The organism is Micromonospora sp. WMMD754, assembly GCF_049315235.1.
GTDB lineage: Bacteria > Actinomycetota > Actinomycetes > Mycobacteriales > Micromonosporaceae > Micromonospora > Micromonospora sediminicola.
Genome location: NZ_CP186058.1, coordinates 5,973,509 through 5,997,459, shown reverse-complemented (window position 1 = coordinate 5,997,459; position 23,951 = coordinate 5,973,509). Strand labels below are relative to the sequence as shown.

Here is a 23,951-nt window from a genome sequence, read left to right as displayed (position 1 = left end):
GGGGGATGGGCGCACTAGGATCGGGGCGGGGGATCACGGGCGGGGGAGCGGGTCGGGTGGGTGGGTCGCAGCTGCTTGTCGTGCTGGACCGGGACAGCTCGGTGCCGTTGCAGCAGCAGCTCTGCGACCAGATCAGCGGATCCGTGCGCAGCGGCCGACTGCGCGCCGGTGACCCGGTGCCGCCCAGCCGGGAGCTGGCCCACCAGCTCGGTGTCTCCCGCACCGTGGTGACCCGCGCGTACGAGCTGCTGCGGGCCAACGGGGTGCTCACCTCCCGCCGCGGCTCCGGCACCCGGGTCAGCGGCGCGGTGCCCGACCTGCCGCACCGCGACCCGCCGGCCCGGGCGCCGCTGCGGCCGGAGCCGCCGCTGCCCACCGACGCGGGCAGCCCGCTGTGGCGGCCGTGGGAGCCGGCGCCCATGCACCGGCCCGACGGCGCGTACGACTTCCGGCACGGCACGCCGGCGCTGGCCAGCTTCCCGGTGGCCCGGTGGCGGCAGTCGCTCGCCGAGGCGGTGAGCCGGGCCGACGCGGTGGCCCTGGGCTACGGCCCGGCCGAGGGCTCGCCGGCGTTGCGCGACCAGATCACCGCGTTGCTGCGGCGCAGTCGGGCGCTGGACGTCTCCCGCGAGCACACGATCGTGACCAGCGGCGCCACCCAGGCCATGGACATCCTGGTCCGGCAGCTCGTCGGCCCCGACGACGTGGTGGTGATCGAGGACCCGAGCCACACCGTGCTGCGGCAGATCTTCGGCTACTCCCGGGCGGCCGTGGTGCCGGTCCCGGTCGACGCCGAGGGGCTGCGGGTCGACGAGATCGCCGACCGGGTCCGCGGCCACGGCCTCGACCCGGCCCGGGTACGCCTGGTCTACGTCACCCCGTCGCACCAGTTCCCGACCGGGTTCGTCATGTCGGAGCGGCGTCGGCGGGCGCTGCTGCGCTGGGCCCGCGAGCACGGCGTCACGGTGCTGGAGGACGACTACCACAACGAGTTCAGCTTCGCCGCCGAGCGGCTGCCGTCGCTGGCCGCCGATCCGCAGGGCGCCGACGTGGCCTACGTCGGCAGCTTCAGCAAGACGCTGTTCCCCTCACTGCGCATCGGCTACGCGGTCCTGCCGCCGCACCTGGTCCGGCCGTTCCTCGGCATCAAGTGGATCACCGACCGGCTGACCCCGACGCTCACCCAGGAGGCACTGGCCGAGTTCGTCGGCTCCGGCGCTTACGCCCGGCACATCGGCCGGATGGACCGGCTCTACCGGCAGCGCCGGGCCCGGCTGCTGGAGGCGCTCTACGAACACTTCGGCGCCGGCGTCCGCGTCTCCGGCGCGGCCGCCGGGCTGCACGTGCTGGTCACGCTCGGCGGCGCGCCCGGCGCCGACGAGACGGCGATCGTGCGCGCCGCCGCGGCGCGCGGCGTACGGGTCTATCCGGCCTCCGGCTACTTCGTCAGCCACCCGCCGGCCGAGCCGACGTTCCTGATCGGGTACGCGGCGCTGCCCACCGCCCGGATCACCGAGGGAGTGGCGCTGCTGGCCGCCGCGGTGCGGGACGCGACGGCTCGGTGAACCGGGGCCGGCGGAACCGGTCGCGCTGGGCGTACGGCACGGTGCAGTCGAAGACCGCCTTCGCGGTCCGCCCGTCGGCCGACAGCGAGCGGGAGTAGCCGGTGTGCTGGCTCGGATCCAGCGGAAAGCCCTCCCGGTCCGGCAGCACCCGCAGGTCCTGGTCGGCCTGGAAGCGGGTCACCATCGCCCACCACAGGTCCTGGTCGGACTCGACGTCGACGTCCTCGTCGACGCAGAGCACCAGCTTGGCCATCCGGAACGCGTCCAGCACCGCCTCCCCGGCGGCCCGGACCGCCGCGTCGTCGGCCGGGTCACGCTTGGCCGGCCACTGGAGCACCACCATGAGCTGACCACCGCCGGCGGTGTGGCAGTGCGCGGCCAGCGCCGGCGTGCCCCGGCGGCGCAGCAGGTCCAGCACCGCGGCCTCCATCCCGAAGCCGAGCAGCACCGACTGCTCGTGGCCGGGGCCGGAGACGGCCTGCAGGATCGGACTCTCCCGGGCGGTGATCGCGGTGACCCGGATCAGCGGCAACGACGGGTGCGCCCGGCCCTGGTAGCCGAGGAACTCCGGGGTGGCGACGCCGCCGTGCCGGCTCTCCGGCGCGTGCTCGGCCAGCAGCTCGCCCTCGATCACGTACTCGGCGTGCGCGACGAACTCGGCGTCCACCGTGGCGCACGGCAGCAGCTCGACCGACCGGCCGCCCAGCGCCCCGGCGACCGCCAGCTCGTCGACCTCCGGCGGCACCAGCGAGGTCGGGCAGCAGGAGGAGAGCAGCACCGCCGGGCCCAGTCCGAGGTGGATCGCCACCGGCAGCGGGACACCCCGGCGCAGGGCTGCCCGGTGGGCCAGTTCGAGATCCCGACCCGGGACCATCCAGATGGTCAGCGTGTCCGGGCCCTGCACGCACATCCGGTGCACGGACAGGTTGCGGACGTCGGTGTCCGGGTCGGTGGCGAGCACCGCGCCGAGCGTCAGGTAGGGACCGGCGTCCTCGTCGGTGAGCACCGGCACCGGCAGCGCGGTGAGGTCCGTCGGCAGGCGTCGGCGGGGCCACCGCGCCGGGTCGGGCGCGGGCACCGGCGGGCGGGGTGCGGCCACCGCGTCGAGCAGCCGGTGCGGCAGCTCGGTCGGGGTGACGCCGAGCAGGCCGGCGGCCCGCCGGCGGGTGCCGTAGAGCCCCATCAGCACGGCCCGGGTGGGGCCGTGGTCGGGGCGTACCCGGTCGAAGAGCACGGCCGGGCCGGGGCCGGTGGGCGGGGCGGCGGGCGCGCCGGCCCAGCGGGCGTAGTGCGCCGAGACGCCGTAGCGGGCGGGCAGCTCCTCGGCCACCCGCACCAGCTCGCCGGGGAGCGGGTCGAGCGTGGCCAGCGCGTGCCGCAGGTCCACCGGCGCGCGCAGCCCGGTCATCGCCGGTCCGTCGGGGCCGGGGCGGCCCGCCGGGCCGCCAGCATCTCCAGTTGCATCCGGGTCAGCTCCTCGATCAGCGCACGATAGGTGGCCACCGCGACCTCCGGCGGCATTGCGTGCCGGTCGGCCAGCTCCCGGACCCGGTCCAGGACCTGCCGGACCCGGTCCGGCGACCGGACCGCGGCCTCGTCCGACTTGTGCACGGTCAACTCCCGGACCACCCGGGTACGGACCGCCAGCAGCTCGACGATCCGCTGGTCGAGCCGGTCCACGGCGGCCCGCAGCTCGGCGATCCGGGCGGGACCGTCGACGGCGTCGACCGGCGGCCGGCCGGCCGACGCCCCCGCGTCGTACGGGTCGGTCACGGCTGCGGGACCCGGTCGATCACGAACACGACGGTCGGCTCGTCGTCGCTGCCCTGCGAGCGGTGCTCCTCGTCGTCGGGGATGACGAAGCCCATGCCGGGGCGGCACGGCACCGAGCGGTCCCGGAAGTGGATGGTGAACTCGCCCCGCAGCACGTAGCCGGTGTGGCCGCGCAGGCACCAGTGGTGCTCGTCGAAACCGGCCGGCAGCTCCAGCAGCCGCAGCCGCTGCCCCCCGACGTACGCGATCTTGACGCGCCCTTCCGCGCCGGGCTTGTCCCACCTCTCCCACTCGGTCGCCGGGAAGTCGATGCCGACCGGCACGGTCGCCTGCTCAGTGGACATTCTCGGTGTCTCCTCTGTTCGGGACGGATTCGGCGCGGCGCTGCCGCGGCACGCGTTCGTTGCGGTCCCGCCGGGGCAGGACCGGGCCGCCGGTGGACCGCCGGTGCTGCTGGAGCAGCTGCACCATGTCGACCATCCGGTGCACCATCCGCTCCAGCGCGTCGACGCCCTCGGGATCGGTCAGCCCGGGCGTGCCGGTGGTGTTGCGCAGCAGGACGGGGAAGCCGCTGCCCACCAGGATCATGCGGTTGAGCAGCAGGTTGTTGACGATCTGGTTGTGCACGGACGAGTCGCTGTAGCGGCGTCCGGTGACGATGATGCCGCCCACCTTGTCCGCCAGCGGGCGGGTGAAACGCAGGTAGCCGACGCCGGCCCGCTCGATGAAGATCTGCATCAGGTGGGCCAGGCCGAACCCGTGCACCGGCGCGGCGTAGATCAGCCCGTCGGCGCTGACCATCTGCTCCACCAGCGCCGGGACGTCGTCGTCCAGCTGGCAGGGCAGCGTACGGCTGTTGCAGTCGCCGCACGGGCTGCACGGCGAGATCCGGTGCTCGCGCAGCCGCACGGTGCGCAGGACCGCGCCGCGCTCGGCGATCAGACGCCCGGCGTGCGCGACCGCGAGGTCGGTGTTGCCGCCGGCCCGTTCGGATCCGTTGATGGCCAGGATGGTGGCTGCTTCGCTGGGCAATCGCACCCCCGAGGGCTCGTCGACCGGGACGCGGCGCCGCACCGCGCCGCGTCCCGGCCGGGTTCAGTCCGTCAGCTTTCCGGCGAAGTAGTCGATGTAGGCCTGCATGTCGAAGTGGCCGTGACCGGACAGCGAGAACAGGATCGCCTTCTCCTCGCCGGTCTCCCGGCAACGCAGCGCCTCGTCGATCGCCACCCGGACGGCGTGGCTGGACTCCGGCGCCGGCACGATCCCCTCGCTGCGGGCGAACCGCACGCCCGCCTCGAAGCAGGCGGTCTGCGGCACCGCCCGCGCCTCGATCAGGTCCACCTCGCGCAGCGCGCTCACGATCGGCGCCATGCCGTGGTAGCGCAGCCCACCCGCGTGGATGGCCGGCGGGCGGAAGTCGTGGCCCAGCGTGTGCATCTTGGCCAGCGGGGTGAGCCCGGCGGTGTCGCCGAAGTCGTAGTCGTAGCTGCCCTCGGTCAACGACGGGCAGGAGGACGGCTCGGCGGCCAGGAAGCGGACCGTCCGGCCGCCCTCGAACTGCCGGCGCAGGAACGGCAGCGCCAGCCCGGCGAAGTTGGAGCCGCCGCCGGCCGCCCCGACCACCACGTCCGGGTAGTCGTCGGCCAGTTCGAGCTGGAGCAACGCCTCCTGGCCGATGATCGTCTGGTGCATCAGCACCAGGTTGAGCACCGAGCCGAGCGCGTAGCGGGCCGAGCCGCCGCTGCCCATCGCCGCTTCCACCGCCTCGGAGATGGCCAGGCCGAGGCTGCCGGTGGCGTCCGGGTCGGCGGCGAGCACCGCCCGGCCGGCCTCGGTGCGGTCGCTCGGGCTGGCGGTGACCGTGGCGCCGAACGTCTCCATCAGGCCCCGCCGGTAGGGCTTCTGGTCATAGCTGACCCGGACCATGAAGACGTCGCACTCGAGGTCGAAGTAGGCGCACGCCATCGACAGCGAGCTGCCCCACTGGCCCGCGCCGGTCTCCGTGGTCAGCCGCCGCACGCCGTCGAGCTTGCTGTAGTAGGCCTGCGGCACGGCGGTGTTCGGCTTGTGGCTGCCGGCCGGGCTGACCCCCTCGTACTTGAAGTAGATCCGGGCCGGGGTGTCCAGGTCGCGCTCCAGTCGGCGGGCGCGGATCAGCGGGCTGGGCCGCCACTGCCGGTAGATGTCGAGCACCGGGCCGGGGATGTCCACGTCCCGGTCGGTGGCGAACTCCTGGGCGATCAGCTCGGAGGCGAACAGCGGCGCCAGGTCGGCCGGGGTGATCGGCTCCCGGGTGCCGGGATGCAGCATCGGGGGCAGTCCCTTGGGCAGGTCGGGGACCACGTTGTACCAGGTCGTGGGGATGTCGCTCTCGGGGAGGACGAACTTCGTCGTGGTCATGGCCTCTTCCGGTGAGGGGTCGGGTGGATCACGGACGGGCGGTGGCCGGCGCGGCGGGTTCCGGCACGGGCCGGGCCTGGGGTCGCACCCGCAGCACTGCGAACGCGACCACGCCGACCACCGGGGTCAGCAGGAGCAGGAGCAGGACCGGGCGGTGCCCGCCGGCCTGCCAGACGAAGCCCAGCCCCATCGGCACCACGAGCCGGGCGGAGCTGAGCACGAAGCCGTTGAGCGCCATGAACCCGCTGACGCGGCGCGGCTCCACGTGGTCGGCGATGTAGGTGGGCACCACCACCGACGCGATGATCTCGCCGAGCGTCCAGACCACGGTGGACAGCAGCACGGCCGGCAGCGAGAACGCGAACACCAGCACCGCCATCCCCGCCGACCACAGCAGGCCGGCGACGATCAGCAGCGTCCGCGTCGGGTACGCCTTGATCCGCTTCTCGATCAGCAGGCCGGCGCCCACCACGACCACGCTGTTGACGGTGTAGACCGCGCCGACCACCGCCACCGACGACGCCAGCACCTCGGTGACCGCGAGCGGCAGCGTGTACTCCAGGCCGATCAGCGGCGCGACATAGCAGAACGACACCACCACCAGCACCGCCACGTCCAGGTCCCGCCGCAGCTCGGCCCGCCGCGCGCCGGTCGGCGCGGGCACCGTCGCCGCGTCCCGACCGGTGTCGGCCGGCACGAACAGCCGGATGGTGAGCGCGGCGAGCAGCCCGAGCGCGATGTTGCCGGCGAACATCAGCCCGTACGAGTAGGCCGCGGCCAGACCGCCCAGCAGCGGCCCGACGCCCATGCCGAGGTTGTTGGCGATGTAGCTGACGGTGTAGGCGAACGGCCGCTGCTCCGGCTCGGCGAGGTCGGCGATCAGCGTGTTGGCCGCCGGCGCGAACATGCCCATCCCGACCAGCGCCACGAACAGCAGCGCCGCGTACGTCCAGGGCGGACCGTCCAGCACCGCCAGGCCGAGGTAGCCGACCGCGTTGAGCAGCAGACTGGACACCAGCGCGGCGCGCCGGCCGGCGCGGGCGCAGACCGGGCCGCTGAGCAGGCTTCCGGCGAGCAGGCCGGTGCTGCCCACCGAGATCAGCACCCCGGCCTCGCCGGTGCTCAGCTCCCGGCTGCGCACCAGGTAGACCGCGAGCAGCGGGAAGACGAACATGCCGGCGCGGTTGATGAACGACGCCAGCACCAGCATCCGCAGCGGGCGCGGCAGGGCGCGGAACCGGCTCAGCCACATGACGACTCCCCGGCCGGCTCGGTGCGTACCTCGAACGCGTCCCGGATGGTCTTGAACCGGGCCCGCACGTCGTCGAAGTCCCGGCCCTCGCAGACGTACCAGCCCAGGACGTCGTTGGAGGCGGTGGGCGGGGCGAGCACGTCGCCGACGCTCTTCCACACGTCCGCGTCGAGCACCGAGTCCAGCGCCCGCAGCTCCTCGGCGGTGGTGATCGCGGTGATCCGGCCGTACCGATCGGAGCAGAGATATTCCGTGCCGGTCTCCGGGCCCAGCACGGTGGCCGGCACGTGCGTCGGGTCCAGTTCCAGCCGGCACCACTCGCCGGCCAGGTTGATGCCGCGCCCGGCCTCGATCGCCGGGACGATCGAGCCACCGCCGGCCCGGGCGGCCGCCTCGCCGAAGACCACCTCGTCGTCGTCGCGGAGGAAGAACTCGACGTGCGCGACCCCGGTACGCATGCCGAAGCCGCGCAGGATCTCCGCGTTGGCGGCCAGGATGCGCCGCTCGGCCGGGGCGAGGTCGTGCTTGCGGGAGACGGTGCCGCCCGGCTCGTCGCGGAACTCCAGCACCGAGTAGGTGTAGCGGGACAGCTGCTCGAAGACCACCTCGCCGTCGCGCAGCAGCGAGTCGACGTGGAACTCCGCGCCGCGCACGTACTCCTCCACCCGGTAGTCGTGCCGCGCGTCGGCGACCAGCGGCCAGACCCGGGCCAGGTCGTCGGCCGAGTCGACCCGGTGGGTGTCGCCGCAGGCCCAGCCCGCGTACGGCTTGACCACCACGGGCCAGCCCACCTCGGCGGCGAACTCGGCGACCGCCCCGACGGTGTCGGGCCGGCAGGACCGGGCCACCGGCACGCCCAGCTCGGTGGCGCGGCGGTGCATCACGTTCTTGTCCCGGAACGTCAGCGCCTGCTCCGGGTCCAGGCCCGGGATGCCGTGGTCGCGCCGGCACCGCGCCGCGGTGAGCACGTCGCCCTCGAACAGCGGGAAGATCCGCTCGACCGGACGCGCGGCCACGATCCCCGCGACCGCCGCGCGGACGGCCTCCGGGTCGTCCAGGTCGGCCCGGTGACAGGGCAGGCCGGCGGCCTCCGGGGCCGGCTGGTCGGCCGGCAGCAGCACCAGCGTGTCCACGCCCAGGTCGGCGGCGGCGGCGACCACGGCGCGGAACTGGGCGAGGTAGCGCCCGGCGGCGGGCCGGTAGACGACCAGGACCGCCCGGTTCACGACCGGCTCCCCGTGGTGCCGCCGGCCGGGCTGAGCGGGGCGTCGAGGGCGAACACCGCGTCCCGGCCGTCCCGGTCCAGCACCGCCCGGGGCCGGGGCGAGCCGGTCAGCTCGCCGAGCGCGTCGTCGAGGCGGGCCAGCGCCGCCTCCACCTCCGCCCGGCCGCCCGGGTGGGCCGCCTCGACGGTGAGCAGCAGCCGGCGGCGGCCTAGGTCGGTGCGGACCAGGTGGCCCTGGCGCCAGTTCCAGCGCCGGGAGTGCGCTCGCCCGTCCCCGTCGGCGTAGACGATCTCACCCGGCTCGGGTCGCTCCGGCGCGTCCGGCGCGCCCAGCGGCAGGTAGGTCTCGGCGCCGTCGGCCGGCCGGACGACCAGCTCGGCGATGCCGTCGACCGCGCACGAGGCCACCGGCAGCGCGGTGTCCAGCGAGACCGCGTTGCAGAGGTCGACGAGCGCGTTGATCCGGGGCAGCCGGTCGCCCCGGGCCACCCGGCGGGCGATCGACTCGGCGGCGCACGGGAACCGGTTCGGGTTCACCCCCACCGCCCGGTACGCGGCCCGCCACGCGGCGACGCCCGGCAGCTCCGCCACCCCGGCCTTGTCCAGGTCGGCCCGGTGCAGCGCGTCCTCGGCGGCGGCCAGCAGCGCCGCCACGGCCGGGGAGGCCGGCCCGACCTCGACCGCCGGCACGGCGATCAGGCCGAGGACGTAGTCCGGCACGCTGCTCAGCACCCGGTCGTCGATGCGGACGGCCAACCGGTCGGCGCCGTCGTCGAGCTGGGTCATCGTCATCCTCGTCGGTTCGGTTCACACGGTCGCCCCGACCGTACGGAGCGGAACTGCCACCGGTTGTGGCCAATCCCGGCGGATCCGGTGAGGCCAATCGGGGCGCTCACCGGCGCACGGCGGCCCTCGGCGCGGGCCGGCCCGGCTCACGCCCGGTTCCGACCTGAACGGGCGGTTCCCGGTCGTCCCCGGCGCGGCCCGGACGCGCGCCGAGCAGCGCGGCGCCCAGCGCCAGCACGCACAGCGCCGCGCCGACCGGACCGAGCAGGTCGACGGCGTGCTCGCCGCCGTGCCGCAGCACCCGGTTGCCGAGGAAGCCGCCCAGCGCGATGCCGAGGAACGTGGCCGACGAGTTGAGCGACAGCAGCAGCGGCCCGGAGCCCGGCGCGACCGTGAAGAGCCGGTGCTGCTGGGCCGGCTGGGTCGCCATCGCGGTGAGCCCCCACGCCGCCATGGCCAGCGTGGCCGGCAGCAGCGCCTGCCGGGTCAGCGGCAGCGTGGCCAGCACCAGCGCCAGCCCGGCCACCGAGGCCAGCAGGACCGGCCGGGCGCCCCACCGGTCGGTGGCCCGCCCGCCGAGCACCGTGCCGACGACCCCCGGCACGCCGAAGACCAGCAGCAGCACCGCCAGCAGTGTCCCGTCGCCGTCGGTGGCCGGGGCGAGCAACGCCCCGACGTAGGTCAGCGCCAGGTAGCCCCCGGTCATGAACAGCGCGGTGGTGAGCACCGCCGCGCCGACCCGGCCCTGGCGCAACGGCGCGAGCCGGGCGGCCAGCCCGGGGCCGGCCGGCAGCCGCATCGCCGGCAGCCCGACCGACACCGCCGCCGCGCAGCCGGCGCCGAGCGCGGCGAGCAGCCAGAACGTGGCCTGCCAGCGCAGGTCGGCGGCGAGCCAGGTGCCGAACGGCACGCCCGCCACGGTGGCCGCGGACAGACCGCCGAGCACCACCGCCATGGCCCGGCCACGCCGCTCCGGCGCGGCCAGCGCGGCGGCCGAGGCGGACGCGGCGGGCACGTACAGCGCCGCGCTCACCGCGGTCAGCACCCGCGCGCCGAGCAGCAGCGGCAGGTCGGGGGCGAGCGCCGACGCGACGTTGCCCACTGTGAACCCGGCCAGCGAGAGCAGCAGCACGGTACGGCGCTCCCAGCGGCCGGTGACCGCGCCGAGCACCGGCGCGGCGACCGCGTACGCCAGCGCGAACACGGTGCTCACCCAGCCTGCCGAGGCGACGCTGACGTCGAGGTCCCGGGCCACCTCGGGCAGCACCCCGGCGACCACGAACGTGTCCGTGCCGATGGCGAACGCGCCGACCGCCAGCAGCGGGACCACCGGGACGACCCGCCGCATCAGGCCACCCCCGCCGGCTGCCGGTCCCGGTACGCGGCGGCGTCCCCGGCGACCACCGCACCGCCCAGCAGCACCAGTTCGATCGCCTCCGGCCGGCCCAGCACGGTGATGTCCTGCGCCGGGTCGCCGTCGGTGACCACCAGGTCGGCCAGCCGGCCCGGCTGCACCGTGCCGGCCTCGTCGCCCCGCCCGGCCAGCCGCGCGCCGTTGGCGGTGGCCCAGGTCAGCACCGTGGGCGCCGGGATGCCGGCCATGCTCACGTAGGTCTCCAGTTCCTCGGCGTAGCGGCCGTGCGGCGTCCAGGCGAAGCCGAAGTCGTCGCCGGCCACGATCGGGATGCCCATCTGGACCATCAGCGGCAGGATCCGCAGCGTGTTCTCCACCTCGGCCTCGAACTCCAGCGTCTCCAGGTACTCCGGCGTCTTGCCGTGCGCGGTGCCGGTGGTGAGCAGCCGGTGCGGCTGGTGCAGGCTCGGCACCACGAAGATGCCGCGCTCGGCGATCGCCTCCAGCGCCGCGTCGTCGGCGTACGTGGCGTGGTCGATGACGTCCACCCCGGCGGCGATGGCGTTGCGGATGCCGCCCAGCCCGCGCGAGTGCGCCCGGATCCGCACCCCGCGCTCGTGCGCCGCGCGGGCCGCGACCACCAGCTCCTCGGCGGTGAACAGCAGCTCGTGCGAGCGCCCGTTGGGGAACGTGTCGTCCCCGGTGGAGAACACCTTGATGATCTCCGCGCCCTGGTCGACCTCGGCGTTGACGTAGTCGACCAGCTCCTCCGGGGTGTCGGCCAGTCGCATCAGGTCGGTCGGGATCCGCTGCTTGACCGCCGGGTTCCGCCGCTCCGGCGGGCCGGACACCATCAGGTCCCGGCTGCACGGGGTGATCCGCGGGCCGGGCAGCCGGCCGGACTCGATCGCCCGGCGCAGCGCCATGTCGATGCCGGCCACCGAGCCGGCGCCGACGAACGCGGTGTAGCCCAGCCGGAGCATCGCCGCCGCATTCGCCGCCGCGCCGAGCGTCACCTCCGGGACGGTGTACTTGAACAGCGTCTCCCGGCCGTCGAGCACGTTCAGGTAGGCGATGTGGGTGTGGCCGAGCGTCATGCCCGGCATCACCGTCCGGCCGTCCAGGTCGAGCACGTCCACATCCGGGTCGTGCAGCGGCGCCTGCGCCTCGGGCAGCACCGCGACGATCCGCTCGCCGTCGAGCAGCACGCTGTGGTGCGGGCGGGACGCCACGCCCAGTCCCTCCTGGACGGTGGCGCGGTGCAGCAACGTTCGTCGGGACACGGTGGTCACTCCGATTCTCGAAGGGGTTCAGCGGTGGCCGAAGAGCAGCCAGACGATCTCCGCGCCGGGGCGGCGGACCACCCAGCGCAGCGCGTGCCGGCGTACCCCCGGGGCGTTGGTCACGGCGAGGTCGGCGTCGCCGGCGGCGAGCAGTTCGGCGGCATGCTGGGTGGAGTCCGCGTCGACCCACCGCACCGGGCGGTCCGCCAGCGCGGGCGGCGCCAGGTCGCCGAAGATCCGCCGGACCTCCCAGAGCGCGGCCACCGTCACCTCGCCGGCGCCGTCGGGCGTGCCGTCCGCGCGGGCGGCGATGCCGTACTCCGGGGTGGCCTGCGCGAAGTACGCGTCCAGCCGCAGGTCCCGGTGCCAGTGGAAGCGGGTCGCGCCCTGGTAGGCGCTGGGTACCAGCGCCTGGTCGACCCGGCGGTCCACCAGCGCGCCGAGCACCGCGTCGAACGTGTCGCACAGCTCGATCCGCAGCGCGTGCCGCTCGGCGAGGAACGCGGCGGTCAGGTGGCTGGACGTGCCGGGCGGACCGAGCGTCGCCACCGCCGTGCCGGGGTGGCGCGCCCAGCGGTCCACCACCGTCCGCCACCGCCGCCCGTACGCCCCGGCGAGCGGCCCGGGCAACGCGGGGACCGGCTCGGCGGCGGCGGTGTCAGGTGTCGTAGCCACGCCTGCCCGCCATCCGCTGCGCCACCCGGGTCTCGTGGTCGTCGGCGACCCGCCGGTCCACGATCCGGGCCGCCTTCCAGCTCACGAACGCGCCGGTGCTGACGATCGGGTCCAACCCGTCGCTCAGCTCCACCTCGACCGGCACGCCGAGCGCGTCGGCGGCGCGCTCCCGCACCCCGGCCGCCACCCGGGCCGGATCGTCGACCAGGTCCTTGAGCAGTTCCAGCCGGATCGTCAGCCGATCGCCGCCGGTGGCCGGGTCGTGGTCGATCACCACCTGGTAGCCGGCCGAACCGGTGACGCCGGTCAGCACCGCGCTCTCGATCTGGCCGGCGGTGCGCCGCCGGCCACCCAGCTCGATCCGGTCCAGCGTCCGGCCGACGATCTGCACCAGGTCGCCGGGCAGCTCGCAGTCGCAGTCCGACGCGCCGACCACCACCGCGTCGCCGGTGCGGTAGCGGATCAGCGGCTTCACCCCGTCGACGAGCATGGTGACGGTCAGCTCGCCGCTGCCGCGCGGGCCGTGCGACGCGCCGGTCTCCGGGTCGACCACCTCGATCAGGTAGTTGGTCTGGGACAGGTGCATCCGCTTGTTGCGGCAGGCGGTGGCGATGACGAACGCCTCCTGCGACCCGTAGAGGATGTTGTAGACGTCCGCGCCCCAGACCGACTCCAGGTTGTGTGCCAGCGCCGGCGTGCACATCTCCCCAGTGACGAACAGCAGCTTGACCCCGAAGTCCTCGCGCAGTCGGTAGCCGTGGTGCTCGGCGGCCTTGGCCAGCGTCAGCGCCACCCCGGGCGTGCAGCAGATCACCTCCAGGGCCAGGTCCTTCATCAGTTGCAGCGCCTTGGCGAAGCCGATCACCGGCGAGTACGGCCAGATCTTGGCGTTCATCGCGCCGACGTTGCGGGCGACGTCGCCGAGCGTGTCGCCGAACGAGTGCACCTCGGTCGGGCCCATCAGCCCCACCCGGGGCGCGTGGTCGCCGAAGTGGTGCCGGAAGATCGACGCCCAGGACTCGGTGACGTGGGCGTTGCTGGCCACCACCTCCCGGCCGTCGCGGGGGCACGGGGTGGCGGGCCCGGTCGTGCCGGTGGTCTCGTAGAAGAAGACGGCCTCGGCCAGCGGCCGGCTGAGCATGTCCAGCATCTCCTCGCGCAGGTGCGCCTTCGTGGTGAACGGCAACGTGTCGAGGGTGGCCGGCGTGACCGCGGCCAGGTCGATGCCGGCCAGGTGCCGGGCGTAGAACGGCGAGCCGGTGGCGACCTGGTCGAGCACCCGCCGCAGTTGCCGGCGCCGCCAGGAGTCGAGCTGCTCGGCGGTGAGCGTGCGGTCGAAGAAGGCGCGGTGCAGGGTCAGGTAGTCGGCGGCGAAGCCGGCCGCCGGGCCGGTGGTCGGGAGCCACATGGTCGGGGTCCTTTCGGGTGTGGCGCGGGTCAGTGCAGGCCGCCGTCGACGTCCAGCACGGCGGCCGTCACGTAGCTGCTGGCCGGGTCGGCCAGCCAGGCGACGGCCGCGGCGATCTCGTCCGGCGTGCCGAAGCGGCCGACCGGGATCCGGGCCCGGTAGTCGTCGCGGCGCGCGGCCGGGACGCGGTCGGCCATCGGCGTCTCGACCAGCCCCGGCGCCACCGCGTTGACCCGGATCCGGTGCGCGGCGAGCGCCCGGCCGAGGCTGCGGGTCAGCGCGATCACCGCGCCCTTGGAGGCGCCGTACGCGGCATCCGGGCTGCCGGACCGGCCGCTGATCGACGCGACGTTCACCACCGTGCCGGGGCGGCCGGCGGCGACCAGCGCCCGCGCGTACGCCAGGGTGCCGAAGAACGTCGCGCCGAGGTTGACGTCGAGCACCTCGGCGTACGTCTTCGCGTCGTAGTCGAGGAAGTCGCGGGCCAGGTAGACGCCGGCGTTGTTGACCAGCACGTCGGGCAGGCCGTGGCGGTCGCGCACGTCGGCGACGGCCCGCTCCACCCGCTCCGGCACGGCCAGGTCGGCGACAAGCGTCGCGTAGGCCGACGGGTCGGCTGCCGGTTCGCGGTCGACGCTGACCACCCGGTGCCCGGCGCGGGTCAGCGCGGCGGTGACGGCCCGGCCGATGCCGCCGGCGCCGCCGGTGACCACGGCGAGCGGGGTCGGGGAGTCGGTCATCACGGTCCTCCGCCGCTCAGCCCGCGACCGGCGCCGGCGCGCCGCGCAGGAAGGTGTCGAACAGCCGCAGCCCGTCCTGGGTCATCACGCTCTCCGGGTGGAACTGCACCCCCTCGACGGCCAGGGTGCGGTGGCGCACCCCCATCACGTAGCCGTCGTCGGCGGCGCGCGCGGTGACCTCCAGCGCCGGCGGCGCCGGGTCGGCGACGATCAGCGAGTGGTAGCGGGTGACGGTCAGCGGCGCCGGCGCCCCGGCGAACACACCCCGGCCGTCGTGCGTGACCTCGCTGGTCTTGCCGTGCATGAGATGCCGGGCCACCGCGACCGTGCCGCCGTAGGCCAGGCCGATCGCCTGGTGGCCGAGGCAGACGCCGAGCAGCGGCACCCGGCCGGCGAACGTGTGCACCAGCTCGACGTGCCCGGAGTCGGCCGGATGGCCCGGGCCGGGGCCGAGGACCACCGCGTCCGGGCGCAGCGCGACGAGCTGCTCGTGGGTGCGGGAACGGGACCGGACCACCACGGTCGCCGCGCCGAGCGTCCGCAGGTACTGGTCGATGATGTGGGTGAAGCTGTCGTACGCGTCGACGAGCAGGACCTTCACGGCAGCAGCTCCTCGCCGGTCAGCGCCCAGTAGGCGGCGCTCATCTTGGCCAGCGTCTCCCGCCACTCGGCGGCCGGCGTGGAGTCGGCGACGACGCCGGCGGAGGCCTGGGTGTGGTAGCGGTGCCCGTCGTGCACGGCGGTGCGGATGCAGAGCGCCAGCACCGCGAACCCGCGCACGTCGACCAGCCCGATCGCGCCGGCGTAGATGCCCCGGGGTTCGTCCTCCAGCCCGTCGATGATCTCCATGGCCCGTAGCTTCGGCGCACCGGTCATGGTGCCGGCCGGGAACGCGGCGCAGACCGCCGCCCACACGTCCGCGCCGTCGTCGAGCCGGCCGGAGACGGTGGAGACCAGGTGGTGCACGTACGCGAACGGCTCGACGTCGAGCATCGCGTCGACCGACAGCGTGCCCGGCTCGCAGACCCGGCCGATGTCGTTGCGGCACAGGTCGACGAGCATCACGTGCTCGGCCCGCTCCTTCTCGCTGGCGAGCAGCTCGTCGACCCGGCGACGGTCGGTCTCCGGGTCGGCCGCGCGCGCGGCGGTGCCGGCGATCGGGCGCATCGACAGCCGGTCGCCGTCGATGCGCAGGAACAGCTCCGGGCTGGCCCCGATCACGGTCCGCCCGGCCCAGGGCGCCAGGTACATGTACGGCGACGGGTTGCGGTGCCGCAGCCGCCGGTAGACCTGCGCCGGGGTGAGGTCGGTCTCCACCTCGATGCGGTGGCCGATCTGGATCTGGTAGCTGTCGCCCACCTCGATGTGCCGCAGGCACCGCCGTACCCGCCGGGCGAACGTCTCCTCGTCGAGGTTGTCGCGGACCCGGGCCGGCGCCGGCGCGGCCGGCACCTCCGGGTTCCGGTCGGGCCGCCCGGCGAGCAGTCGCGCCACCGGCGGTGTGTCCTCCGGCGGCAGGTGCGGGCCGGCGGCGGAGAGCTGGTCGACGGTGCCGGCGCGCAGGTCCCACCAGACGGTGTGCCGGAACAGCGTCAGCGCGCACCGGGGGAGGTCGTCGACCGTCCGGTCGAGGGAGAGTTCGTCCATGTCGCGGGCCGCCTCGTAGGCCAGCGTGGTGAGGAAACCGAAGGCGAAGCGGTCGGTCGGCACCGACGTGGAGACCGCGAACGCCCGCTGCACGGCGCGGACCACGGCCCACAGCCGCGCCGGGCCGGGCACGACCCAGGTGTACGTCGTGGCGTCGCGCGGCACCGGCGGGCCGAGGACCGCGGTGACCACGGCGCGCAACGCGCCGCCGAGCGGGCCGGTGGCGGTCAGCTCGCACCGGTCGGCCAGGAACCGCAGTTCGGCGAGCCGGCCCCAGCCCACGGCCGCCGCCTGCCGGTCGCGCGCCGGGCCGTCGAGGCTTTCGAAGAGGTACACGTCCTCCGGGGTGTGCTTTTCCGTCAAGACGGTGTAAAGGGATAACGGATCGACGGACGGCAGTGTGATAGAGGTCACGGAAATCGGAATGGTGTCCGGTGGTGGCGTACGTCTCTCCGCCATTGTTCGGTGATGCGCGGTTTGTGCGCTCACCGTGGTCGACAATGAGGACACTGTGGAACCCCCCTCTGAGCAGCCCGCTCCCCGCAACGCCTGCCGGGCAGGGTGGCGTTCGTGACAGATCGGACTTCCCCCGTTGGAAAGGGCGCGCGACCACCCCCGCCCCCTGCGGGGGAAACGGTTGCGGGCCCGGGAAACACTTTCGCCAAGTGCGGATCCCGCTGTCCATACCACTTCGGCTGACCGGGAGGGGACCACTCGGTGTGGCATCTGAGTCTGTCAATGGAAAGTGATACGCGCGAAACATTGGCGGCGCAGCTCCGCAACGCTTTGCGCCGGCAGATCGACCAGGGCGCGCTGCGCCCCGGCACCCGGGTGCCGTCCAGCCGGCAGCTCGCCAAGGACCTCGGCGTGTCCCGTACCGTGGTCGTCGAGGCGTACGAGCAGCTCTGCGCCGAGGGATACCTGACCTCCCAGCGCGGCTCCGGCACCTCCGTCGCGGACGCCGCGCCCGCCGAGGTCGGCTCCGCGCTCACCACCGACGAGACGCCCGCGCCCGAGGTGTGGGACCTGCGCGCCGGCGGCACCGACGTCTCCGCGTTCCCACGCCAGGACTGGATCCGCAGCGTCAGCGCGGTGGTCCGCGCCGCCGGTCCCCGCGAGCTGGGCTACGCCCCGCCGTCCGGCCTGCCGCCGGTGCGCCGCACGCTCGCCGGCTACCTCGGCCGGGTCCGCGGCGTGCGCGTCCGGCCCGAACACCTCATGGTCACCTCCGGGTTCGCCCAGGGACTCGCCCTGCTCTGCCGGGTGCTGCGCGACCAGGGGCACGACGCGGTGGGCGTGGAGGACCCGGGCCACCCGGGGGAGTGGGCGTTCATCGCCGACGCCGGGCTGCGCCCGGTGGCCGTGCCGGTGGACCGGCACGGCATCCGCGTCGACGACCTCGCCGCCACCGGCGTCCGGGCGGTGCTGACCACCCCGGCCAGTCAGTTCCCGACCGGGGCGGCGCTCAGCCCGCAGCGCCGCGAGCACCTGCTCGCCTGGGCCCGCGCGGTCGACGGCTACGTGGTCGAGGACGACTTCGACGCCGCGTTCGTGGCCCCGGCGCAGCGCATGCCCGCGCTGCAGAGCCTCGCCCCCGACCGGGTGGTCTACGCGGGCAGCGCCAGCAAGGTCCTCGCCCCCGCGCTGCGGCTCGGTTGGCTGGCCGCCCCGCCCGGGCTGGCCGCCTCGATCGAGCGCGTCCGCGCCGGCTGGGACATCGGCTGCTCCGGGCTGGACCAGCTCGCGTTCGCCCGGCTGGTCGACTCCGGCGCGTTCGACCGGCACCTGCGCCGGCTACGGGCCGAGTTCCAGCGCCGTCGCCAGGCGGTGCACCAGCACGTCGCCCGCCACCTGCCCGGCGCGTCACCGCTCAGTGGCGACGGCGGCCTGCAGACCTACCTGGTGCTGCCCCGGTGGTGCGCCGAGGAGTCGATGGTGGAGGCCGCCCGCCGCCGGTCCGTGCTGGTCCGCGGCGGCCGGTTCTACGCCCTGCGCCACGACGACCGCCCGCCCGCGCTGGTGCTCGGCTATACCGGTGTGCGCGGCTCCGACCTCGGCCGCGGCCTGGCCGGCCTGGCCACCGCCTACCGCGACCTGACCCCCTGACCCGCCCTCCCCGCCGCCCCCGCCGTCGGCGTTGACCAAGGAGTTCGCGTCTCGGGTCGGCGTCCCGACCGACGCAAACTCCTTGATCGCCCGCGGGGCGCGGGGTGGGCGGATGAACCGCCTCGCAGCTCTGCTGTCATGAATCCCGGTGGACTGGCGGGAGCGACGGTCAGAGACTGTGGCGATGGAACCGACCGAGACCGCGCTGATCGTCGCCGTGCCCGAGACCGAGCGGGCCGTGGGACACTTTCGATCCGCCCTGGACCGCGCGGCCGGCTGGGGAGTGCCCGCTCACGTGACGGTGCTCTACCCGTTCCTGACCCCGGACCGGATCACCGACGACGTGCTCGCCACCCTGGGCCGGATCTTCGAAGCCACACCGCGGTTCGACATCTCGTTCCCGGAGGTCAAGTGGTTCGGAGACACCGTGGTCTGGCTCTCGCCGCAGCCGGATGACGGGTTGCGCCGCCTCACCGCGGCCGTGTGGCAGCGGTTCCCCGAGGCTCCGCCGTATGCCGGGGCCCATGCCGACGTCGTACCGCACCTGACCATCGGCCATGACGCCCCGAAGCACGTCCTTGCCGAAGCCGCCGAGGCTGTCGCCGGTCACCTGCCCATCCGCGCCACCGTCGACGCGGTCCAGCTCATCGCCGGGGCGCCGGCACCCGACTCCTGGCACCCGCTGCGCGAGTTCCGGCTCGGCACGGCATAGCGCCGCGCTGAGGAGTCCGCCACCACGAACGGCCTATCGTCGCGCCGCGTTCACCGAGGTGGGAACGGGGGACCGGCTTGACAACCCGATCGCAGGTTAGGTTAGCCTAACCTTTGTGACGAGCAGAACGGTCCGGGCCGACGGCCTGTCGGGCAGCCGGTTGCGGCTGGGCTACCACGGCGCCACAGTGGTGCACGACGCCGCCATCACGCTGCGGCCGGCCGCCGTGACCGCGCTCGTCGGTCCGAACGGCAGCGGCAAGTCCACGCTGCTGCGCGGGCTGGCCCGCCTGCACCCGCTGGAGCACGGCGAGGTCGTGCTCACCGACGGCACCCCGGCCCGGGCGCTGTCCCCCCGGGACTTCGCCCGCCGGGTCACGCTGCTGGCGCAGAGCCGCCCCACCCCGAGCGGGGTCACCGTCCGGGACGTGGTCGGCTACGGCCGGCACCCGTACCGCGGGCGGTGGCGGGCCGGCGACCCGGACGGCCCGGCGGCGGTCGAGCGCGCCATGGCGGTCACCGGCGTCGAGGCGATGGCCGACCGACCGGTCGACGAGCTGTCCGGCGGCGAGCTGCAACGCGTCTGGCTGGCCACCTGCCTGGCCCAGGACACCTCGGTACTGCTGCTGGACGAGCCGACCACGTTCCTCGACCTGCGCTACCAGGTGGAGATCCTCGACCTGGTGCGCGACCTCGCCGACACCGCCGACGTCGCCGTCGGCGTGGTGCTGCACGACCTCAACCAGGCCGCCGCCGTCGCCGACCACGTCGTGCTCCTGCACTCCGGCCGGGTCCGCGGCAGCGGCGCCCCGTGCGAGGTGCTCACCGAGGCGGCGCTCACCGAGGCGTACGGCATCCGCGTCGAGGTGACCGTCGACCCGGCCACCGGCCTGCTCTCCACCCGTCCCGTCGGCCGGCACACCCGCCGCGCCACCGTCTGAACCCGTTCCTGCCACAGAAGAGAAACAGATGTTGCGTACCCGCCTGACCCTGCTGGTCGCCGCCGCGACCGCGCTGCTGATCGCCGGCTGCGGCACCACCGAGACGCCCGCCGCCGCCCCGTCCGCCTCCGCCGCCGCCACCGGCCCGGTCACCGTCACCGACAGCCGGGGCAAGACCGTCACCCTGAAGAGCCCGGCCAGCAAGGTCGTCGGTCTGGAGTGGGGTGAGGTCGAGATGCTGGTCGGCCTCGGCGTGATGCCGGTCGGCGTGGCCGACCCCAAGGGGTACGCCACCTGGGTCACCGCCGCCCCGCTCGACGCGAGCGTCAAGGACGTCGGCACCCGGGGTGAGCCGAGCGTCGACGCGGTCGTCGCGCTCCAGCCCGACCTGGTGGTGATGGAGGCCGAGCGCGGCTCCGCGATCGTCACCCAGTTGGAGAAGTACGTGCCGGTGCTGGTCACCGAGGGCAGCGACGCGACCGACAACATCGGCCGGATGCGCGCCGACCTCACCATGATCGCCACCGCCACCGGCCGTACCGCCCAGGCCGAGAAGCTGCTCGCCGACTTCGACGCCGCCCTCGCCGACGGCCGCAGGAAGATCGCCGACGCCGGCGCGGCCGGCCGGCAGTTCGCCTTCGCCGACGGCTGGAAGGAGGGCAGCACCGTCTCCATCCGGATGTTCGGCCAGGGAGCGCTCGTCTCCCAGCTCGGCATCCAGCTCGGCCTGAAGAACGCCTGGACCGGCAAGACCGACGCGATGTGGGGCCTGGGCCAGACCGACGTCGAGGGACTGACCGTCCTCAAGGGCCAGGACCTGCACTTCTTCTACAACGCCTCGGACGGGCAGGACGTCTTCGCCGACGGGCTGGCTGGCAACGCGATCTGGCGCTCGCTGCCGTTCGTGCAGCAGAACAAGCTGCACAAGATGCCCGACGGCATCTGGACCTTCGGCGGCCCGCTCTCCGCCAAGCAGTACGTCGACCAGCTCGTCACGGTCTACACGGCTTGAGCCAGACGATCGCCCCGCCGGGGCCGGCCACCCGGCCGGCCCCGCTCGGGCCACCGCCCGCCCGCCGCCGGGTCGCCGGCGCGTTCGGCCTCGCCGCCGCGCTGCTCGTCGCCGTCACCGCCGTGCACCTCACCCAGGGCACCTCCTCGGTGGGGGCGGCCGACCTGCTCCGGCTGCTCACCGGCGCCGACGACGAGACCGCCCGGGTGCTGGTCGCCTCCCGGCTGCCCCGCCTGCTCACCGGCCTGGCCGTCGGCGTCGCGCTGGGCTTCGCCGGCGCGGCGTTGCAGTCGACCACCCGCAACCCGCTCGCCTCACCCGACACGCTCGCCGTCAACGCCGGCGCGCACCTGGCGATCGTCGCCACCGCCGCGTTCGGGATCACCCTTCCGGCGCTGCCCGCCGGCGGGCTCGCGTTCTGCGGTGGCCTCGCCGCCGCCGGCCTGGTGATGCTGCTGTCCGCCGGCGGCCGGTCCGCGACCACCCGGCTGATCCTCGCCGGCTCGGCCACCGCGATGGCCCTCGCCTCGCTCACCATGCTGCTCCTGCTGCTCTTCGAGCAGGCCACCATCGGTTTGTTCGCCTGGGGCAACGGCTCCCTCGTGCAGGGCGACCTGGTCGCGTTCACCCAGCTCGCCCCGGTGGTCGGCGTCGCCGCGCTGGTGCTCGTGGCGCTCGGCCGCCGGCTGGACCTGCTCGCCCTCGGCGACGACACCGCCACCGTGCTCGGGCTCGACGTGCGCCGGACCCGGCTCACCGTGGTGCTGCTCGCCGTCCTGCTCTCCGCCGCCGCGGTCACCCTGGCCGGGCCGATCGGGTTCGTCGGGCTCGGCGCGCCGGTGATCGTCCGGCTGCTCGGCCGGTGGGTGCCCGAGGTGCACCGGCACCGGGTGCTGCTGCCGCTGTCCGGCATGGTCGGCGTGGTCGTGGTGATCGGCTCCGACGTGCTGCTGCGGGCCGTGCTCGGCGGGCAGGCCGGCGTCGACGTGCCGACCGGCGTGGTCACCACGCTCTTCGGCGCGGTGCTGCTGGTCTGGCTGGCCCGCCGGCACCGCGACGCCGGCCCCACCCGGCAACCTCCGGGCGGCCACGCGGCCGTGCGCTCCCGTGCCTTCCACGTCGCCGTCGTCACCGTCTGCGCGGTGGCGGCCGGCACGGCCCTGGTGGTGGGCATGCTGGCCGGGGACACCGGGGTGCTGCTCGGCGACATCGTCAACTGGGTGCGGGGCCGCACCGGGCCGGCGTACACCTTCGTGCTGGACGCCCGGTGGCCGCGCGTCGCGGCGGCGCTGCTGGCCGGCGCCGCGCTCGCGCTGGCCGGCACCACTGTGCAGGCGGTGTGCCGCAACCCGTTGGCCGAGCCGGGCATCCTCGGCATCACCGGCGGGGCCGGCATCGGCGCGGTGTCGCTGCTGACGTTCGCCCCGACGGCCGGGGTGGCCGCGCTCTCCGGTGCCGCCGGTCTCGGCGCGGTCGCCGCGTTCGCGCTGGTCTACGGGCTGGCCCGGCACCGCGGCCTCGACTCCGACCGGCTGGTGCTGATCGGCTTCGCGGTCTGGCAGGGCGGCGCCGCGGTGATCACGTTCATCGTGGTGTCCTCCGACCCGTGGAACACCGGCAAGGCGCTGACCTGGCTGTCCGGCTCCACCTACGGGCGCACCGCGCCGCAGGTGCTGCCGGTGGCGGTCGCGCTGCTGGTCGCCGTCCCGGTGGTGGCCGGGATCCGCCGCGAACTCGACCTGCTCGCGCTGGACGACGACACGCCCCGGGTGCTCGGCGTCCGGCTGGAGCGCGCCCGGCTGGTCGCGCTCGGCCTGGCCGCGCTGCTCACCGCCACCGCCGTGTCGGCGGTCGGCGTGATCGGCTTCGTCGGCCTGGTCGCGCCGCACGCCGCCCGGGCACTGGTCGGCGGCCGGCACACCCGTGTGCTGCCGGTGGCGGTGCTGCTCGGCGCGACGCTGGTCAGCCTCGCCGACACGCTCGGCCGCACCGTCATCGCGCCCGCGCAGGTCCCCGCCGGCCTGGTCACCGCGCTGGTCGGCACCCCCTACTTCGTCTGGCTGCTGTGGCGCTCCCGCGCCGCCCGTTGAGCACACCCCGCGATCGCGAGAGGACATCTGTCGATGACGAGCACCCTGGCCGCCGCCCCCTGGCGCGTGTTCACCGTCGAGGTACGCGCGCTGCGCCGGCTCGGCCCGTCGTTCCTCCGGGTGACGTTCGCCGGGCCGGACCTGGACCGGTTCGCCGACAACGGCTACGACCAGCGGATCAAGCTGGCCCTGCCGGTGGTCGAGGGGGCGTCGGCCGAGCTGCCCGCCGGACCCGACTGGTACCAGCGGTGGCGGGAGCTGCCGGCGGGGCGGCGCAGCCCGATCCGCACCTACACGGTGCGGGCGGTCCGCCCGGAGGCGTCCGAGGTGGACGTCGACATGGCGCTGCACGGCGACGGCGGCCCGGCCACCCGCTGGGCGCGGCGGGCCCGACTCGGGGACCGGCTCGCCATGGTCGGCCCGGACGCCGGCTGGCCGGGTGTGCACGGCGGCGTCGAGTTCGCCGCGCCGGTCGGGGCGACGCTGCTGCTGGCCGGCGACGAGACCGCCGCGCCGGCGATCTGCGCGATCCTGGAGCGGCTGCCCGCTGACGCGTGCGGGCACGCGGTGGTGGAGGTGCCGGAGCCGGGTGACGAACTGCCCTGCCGCGCCCCGGCCGGCGTCACCGTGACCTGGTTGCCCCGCGCCGGGGCGCCGCACGGCAGCCGGCTCACCCCGGCCGTGACCGGCCTTGCCGACCGGCTGCTGCCGGTCCCCGCCGCGCCCGTCGCCGCCGTGCCGCCGACCGAGGTGGACGTGGACCGGGAGATCCTCTGGGAGGTGCCGCAGCGCCCCGACGGGGCCCCGCTCTACGCCTGGCTGGCCGGCGAGGCCGCGGTGATCCGCGGTCTGCGCCGGCACCTGGTCGCCGACCGGGGCGTCGACCGCCGGGCGGTGGCGTTCATGGGCTACTGGCGGGCCGGCCGCGCCGAGTCCTGAGCCCGGTCGGCCCGGCCGCAGGCCGCCTGCCGGTCCGAACCGGC

22 protein-coding genes are annotated in these 23,951 nt (G+C 74.9%); 7 read left to right on the top strand and 15 right to left on the bottom strand.

Annotated features, from left to right (window positions below; translation table 11 throughout):
- Window positions 1-56: 56 nt before the first annotated feature.
- The gene (locus ACN27B_RS28180; RefSeq protein ID WP_422742182.1) at window positions 57-1,565 is read left to right on the top strand and encodes a PLP-dependent aminotransferase family protein; all 1,509 of its coding nucleotides are present in this window, start codon (window positions 57-59) and stop codon (window positions 1,563-1,565) included.
- Here ACN27B_RS28180 and ACN27B_RS28175 read toward each other — a convergent pair.
- From ACN27B_RS28175 to ACN27B_RS28105, 15 genes are all read right to left on the bottom strand, one after another.
- The gene (locus ACN27B_RS28175; protein WP_422742180.1) at window positions 1,510-2,973 is read right to left on the bottom strand and encodes a UbiD family decarboxylase; all 1,464 of its coding nucleotides are present in this window, start codon (window positions 2,971-2,973) and stop codon (window positions 1,510-1,512) included. The genes ACN27B_RS28180 and ACN27B_RS28175 overlap by 56 nt on opposite strands.
- Window positions 2,970-3,338, bottom strand: coding sequence for a chorismate mutase (locus ACN27B_RS28170; RefSeq protein WP_422742178.1), 369 nt, complete (start codon window positions 3,336-3,338; stop codon window positions 2,970-2,972). Before ACN27B_RS28170 ends, ACN27B_RS28175 begins: the two co-directional genes overlap by 4 nt.
- Window positions 3,335-3,682 (bottom strand): cupin domain-containing protein, encoded by a 348-nt coding sequence (locus tag ACN27B_RS28165; protein WP_099160508.1) that lies wholly within the window; start codon window positions 3,680-3,682, stop codon window positions 3,335-3,337. The genes ACN27B_RS28170 and ACN27B_RS28165 overlap by 4 nt, the downstream gene beginning before the upstream one ends.
- Window positions 3,672-4,376: a flavodoxin family protein gene (locus ACN27B_RS28160; protein ID WP_253866326.1), complete on the bottom strand. Its 705-nt coding sequence runs from the start codon at window positions 4,374-4,376 to the stop codon at window positions 3,672-3,674. Before ACN27B_RS28160 ends, ACN27B_RS28165 begins: the two co-directional genes overlap by 11 nt.
- A gap of 57 nt (window positions 4,377-4,433) precedes the next feature.
- Window positions 4,434-5,738: a TrpB-like pyridoxal phosphate-dependent enzyme gene (locus tag ACN27B_RS28155; RefSeq protein WP_099160513.1), complete on the bottom strand. Its 1,305-nt coding sequence runs from the start codon at window positions 5,736-5,738 to the stop codon at window positions 4,434-4,436.
- A 28-nt stretch (window positions 5,739-5,766) separates the two neighbouring features.
- Window positions 5,767-6,990 (bottom strand): MFS transporter, encoded by a 1,224-nt coding sequence (locus ACN27B_RS28150; RefSeq protein ID WP_091573904.1) that lies wholly within the window; start codon window positions 6,988-6,990, stop codon window positions 5,767-5,769.
- Window positions 6,981-8,216, bottom strand: coding sequence for an ATP-grasp domain-containing protein (locus ACN27B_RS28145; protein WP_422742174.1), 1,236 nt, complete (start codon window positions 8,214-8,216; stop codon window positions 6,981-6,983). The genes ACN27B_RS28150 and ACN27B_RS28145 overlap by 10 nt, the downstream gene beginning before the upstream one ends.
- Window positions 8,213-9,001, bottom strand: coding sequence for a B3/4 domain-containing protein (locus ACN27B_RS28140; RefSeq protein WP_422742170.1), 789 nt, complete (start codon window positions 8,999-9,001; stop codon window positions 8,213-8,215). The genes ACN27B_RS28145 and ACN27B_RS28140 overlap by 4 nt, the downstream gene beginning before the upstream one ends.
- Window positions 9,002-9,107: 106 nt before the next feature.
- Window positions 9,108-10,349, bottom strand: a complete 1,242-nt coding sequence (locus ACN27B_RS28135; RefSeq protein ID WP_422742167.1) for an MFS transporter — start codon at window positions 10,347-10,349, stop codon at window positions 9,108-9,110.
- Window positions 10,349-11,638, bottom strand: a complete 1,290-nt coding sequence (locus ACN27B_RS28130) for an amidohydrolase family protein (protein ID WP_253866328.1) — start codon at window positions 11,636-11,638, stop codon at window positions 10,349-10,351. Before ACN27B_RS28130 ends, ACN27B_RS28135 begins: the two co-directional genes overlap by 1 nt.
- 27 nt (window positions 11,639-11,665) lie before the next feature.
- Window positions 11,666-12,313, bottom strand: coding sequence for a prephenate dehydratase (locus tag ACN27B_RS28125; protein WP_422742164.1), 648 nt, complete (start codon window positions 12,311-12,313; stop codon window positions 11,666-11,668).
- Window positions 12,297-13,721, bottom strand: coding sequence for a phenylacetate--CoA ligase family protein (locus ACN27B_RS28120; RefSeq protein ID WP_422742162.1), 1,425 nt, complete (start codon window positions 13,719-13,721; stop codon window positions 12,297-12,299). The genes ACN27B_RS28125 and ACN27B_RS28120 overlap by 17 nt, the downstream gene beginning before the upstream one ends.
- 29 nt (window positions 13,722-13,750) lie before the next feature.
- Window positions 13,751-14,461, bottom strand: a complete 711-nt coding sequence (locus tag ACN27B_RS28115) for an SDR family NAD(P)-dependent oxidoreductase (RefSeq protein ID WP_422742159.1) — start codon at window positions 14,459-14,461, stop codon at window positions 13,751-13,753.
- Between the two features lie 16 nt (window positions 14,462-14,477).
- Window positions 14,478-15,062 carry an anthranilate synthase component II gene (locus ACN27B_RS28110; protein WP_099160528.1) on the bottom strand — a complete coding sequence of 195 codons (585 nt, stop codon included), beginning with the start codon at window positions 15,060-15,062 and terminating at the stop codon, window positions 14,478-14,480.
- Complete coding sequence (locus ACN27B_RS28105; protein ID WP_422742157.1) at window positions 15,059-16,444, bottom strand: anthranilate synthase component I family protein; 1,386 nt, start codon at window positions 16,442-16,444, stop codon at window positions 15,059-15,061. The genes ACN27B_RS28110 and ACN27B_RS28105 overlap by 4 nt, the downstream gene beginning before the upstream one ends.
- A gap of 426 nt (window positions 16,445-16,870) precedes the next feature.
- Between ACN27B_RS28105 and ACN27B_RS28100 the strand changes: the two genes are divergently transcribed.
- The 6 genes from ACN27B_RS28100 to ACN27B_RS28075 all read left to right on the top strand — a co-directional run bounded on the left by ACN27B_RS28100 (window position 16,871) and on the right by ACN27B_RS28075 (window position 23,907).
- Window positions 16,871-18,214 (top strand): PLP-dependent aminotransferase family protein, encoded by a 1,344-nt coding sequence (locus ACN27B_RS28100; RefSeq protein WP_422742155.1) that lies wholly within the window; start codon window positions 16,871-16,873, stop codon window positions 18,212-18,214.
- A 184-nt stretch (window positions 18,215-18,398) separates the two neighbouring features.
- A complete protein-coding gene (locus tag ACN27B_RS28095) occupies window positions 18,399-18,926 on the top strand; it encodes a 2'-5' RNA ligase family protein (protein WP_099160531.1) in 528 nt (175 codons plus the stop codon).
- Window positions 18,927-19,041: 115 nt separating this feature from the next.
- Window positions 19,042-19,866: an ABC transporter ATP-binding protein gene (locus ACN27B_RS28090; protein WP_422742152.1), complete on the top strand. Its 825-nt coding sequence runs from the start codon at window positions 19,042-19,044 to the stop codon at window positions 19,864-19,866.
- A gap of 28 nt (window positions 19,867-19,894) precedes the next feature.
- The gene (locus tag ACN27B_RS28085) at window positions 19,895-20,878 is read left to right on the top strand and encodes an ABC transporter substrate-binding protein (protein ID WP_422742150.1); all 984 of its coding nucleotides are present in this window, start codon (window positions 19,895-19,897) and stop codon (window positions 20,876-20,878) included.
- Entirely contained in the window at window positions 20,875-22,968 is a 2,094-nt protein-coding gene (locus ACN27B_RS28080) for an iron ABC transporter permease (RefSeq protein WP_422742148.1), read from the top strand. The genes ACN27B_RS28085 and ACN27B_RS28080 overlap by 4 nt, the downstream gene beginning before the upstream one ends.
- A 33-nt stretch (window positions 22,969-23,001) precedes the next feature.
- On the top strand, window positions 23,002-23,907 hold the full coding sequence (locus ACN27B_RS28075) for a siderophore-interacting protein (protein WP_422742146.1): 906 nt from the start codon (window positions 23,002-23,004) through the stop codon (window positions 23,905-23,907).
- Window positions 23,908-23,951 lie beyond the last annotated feature (44 nt).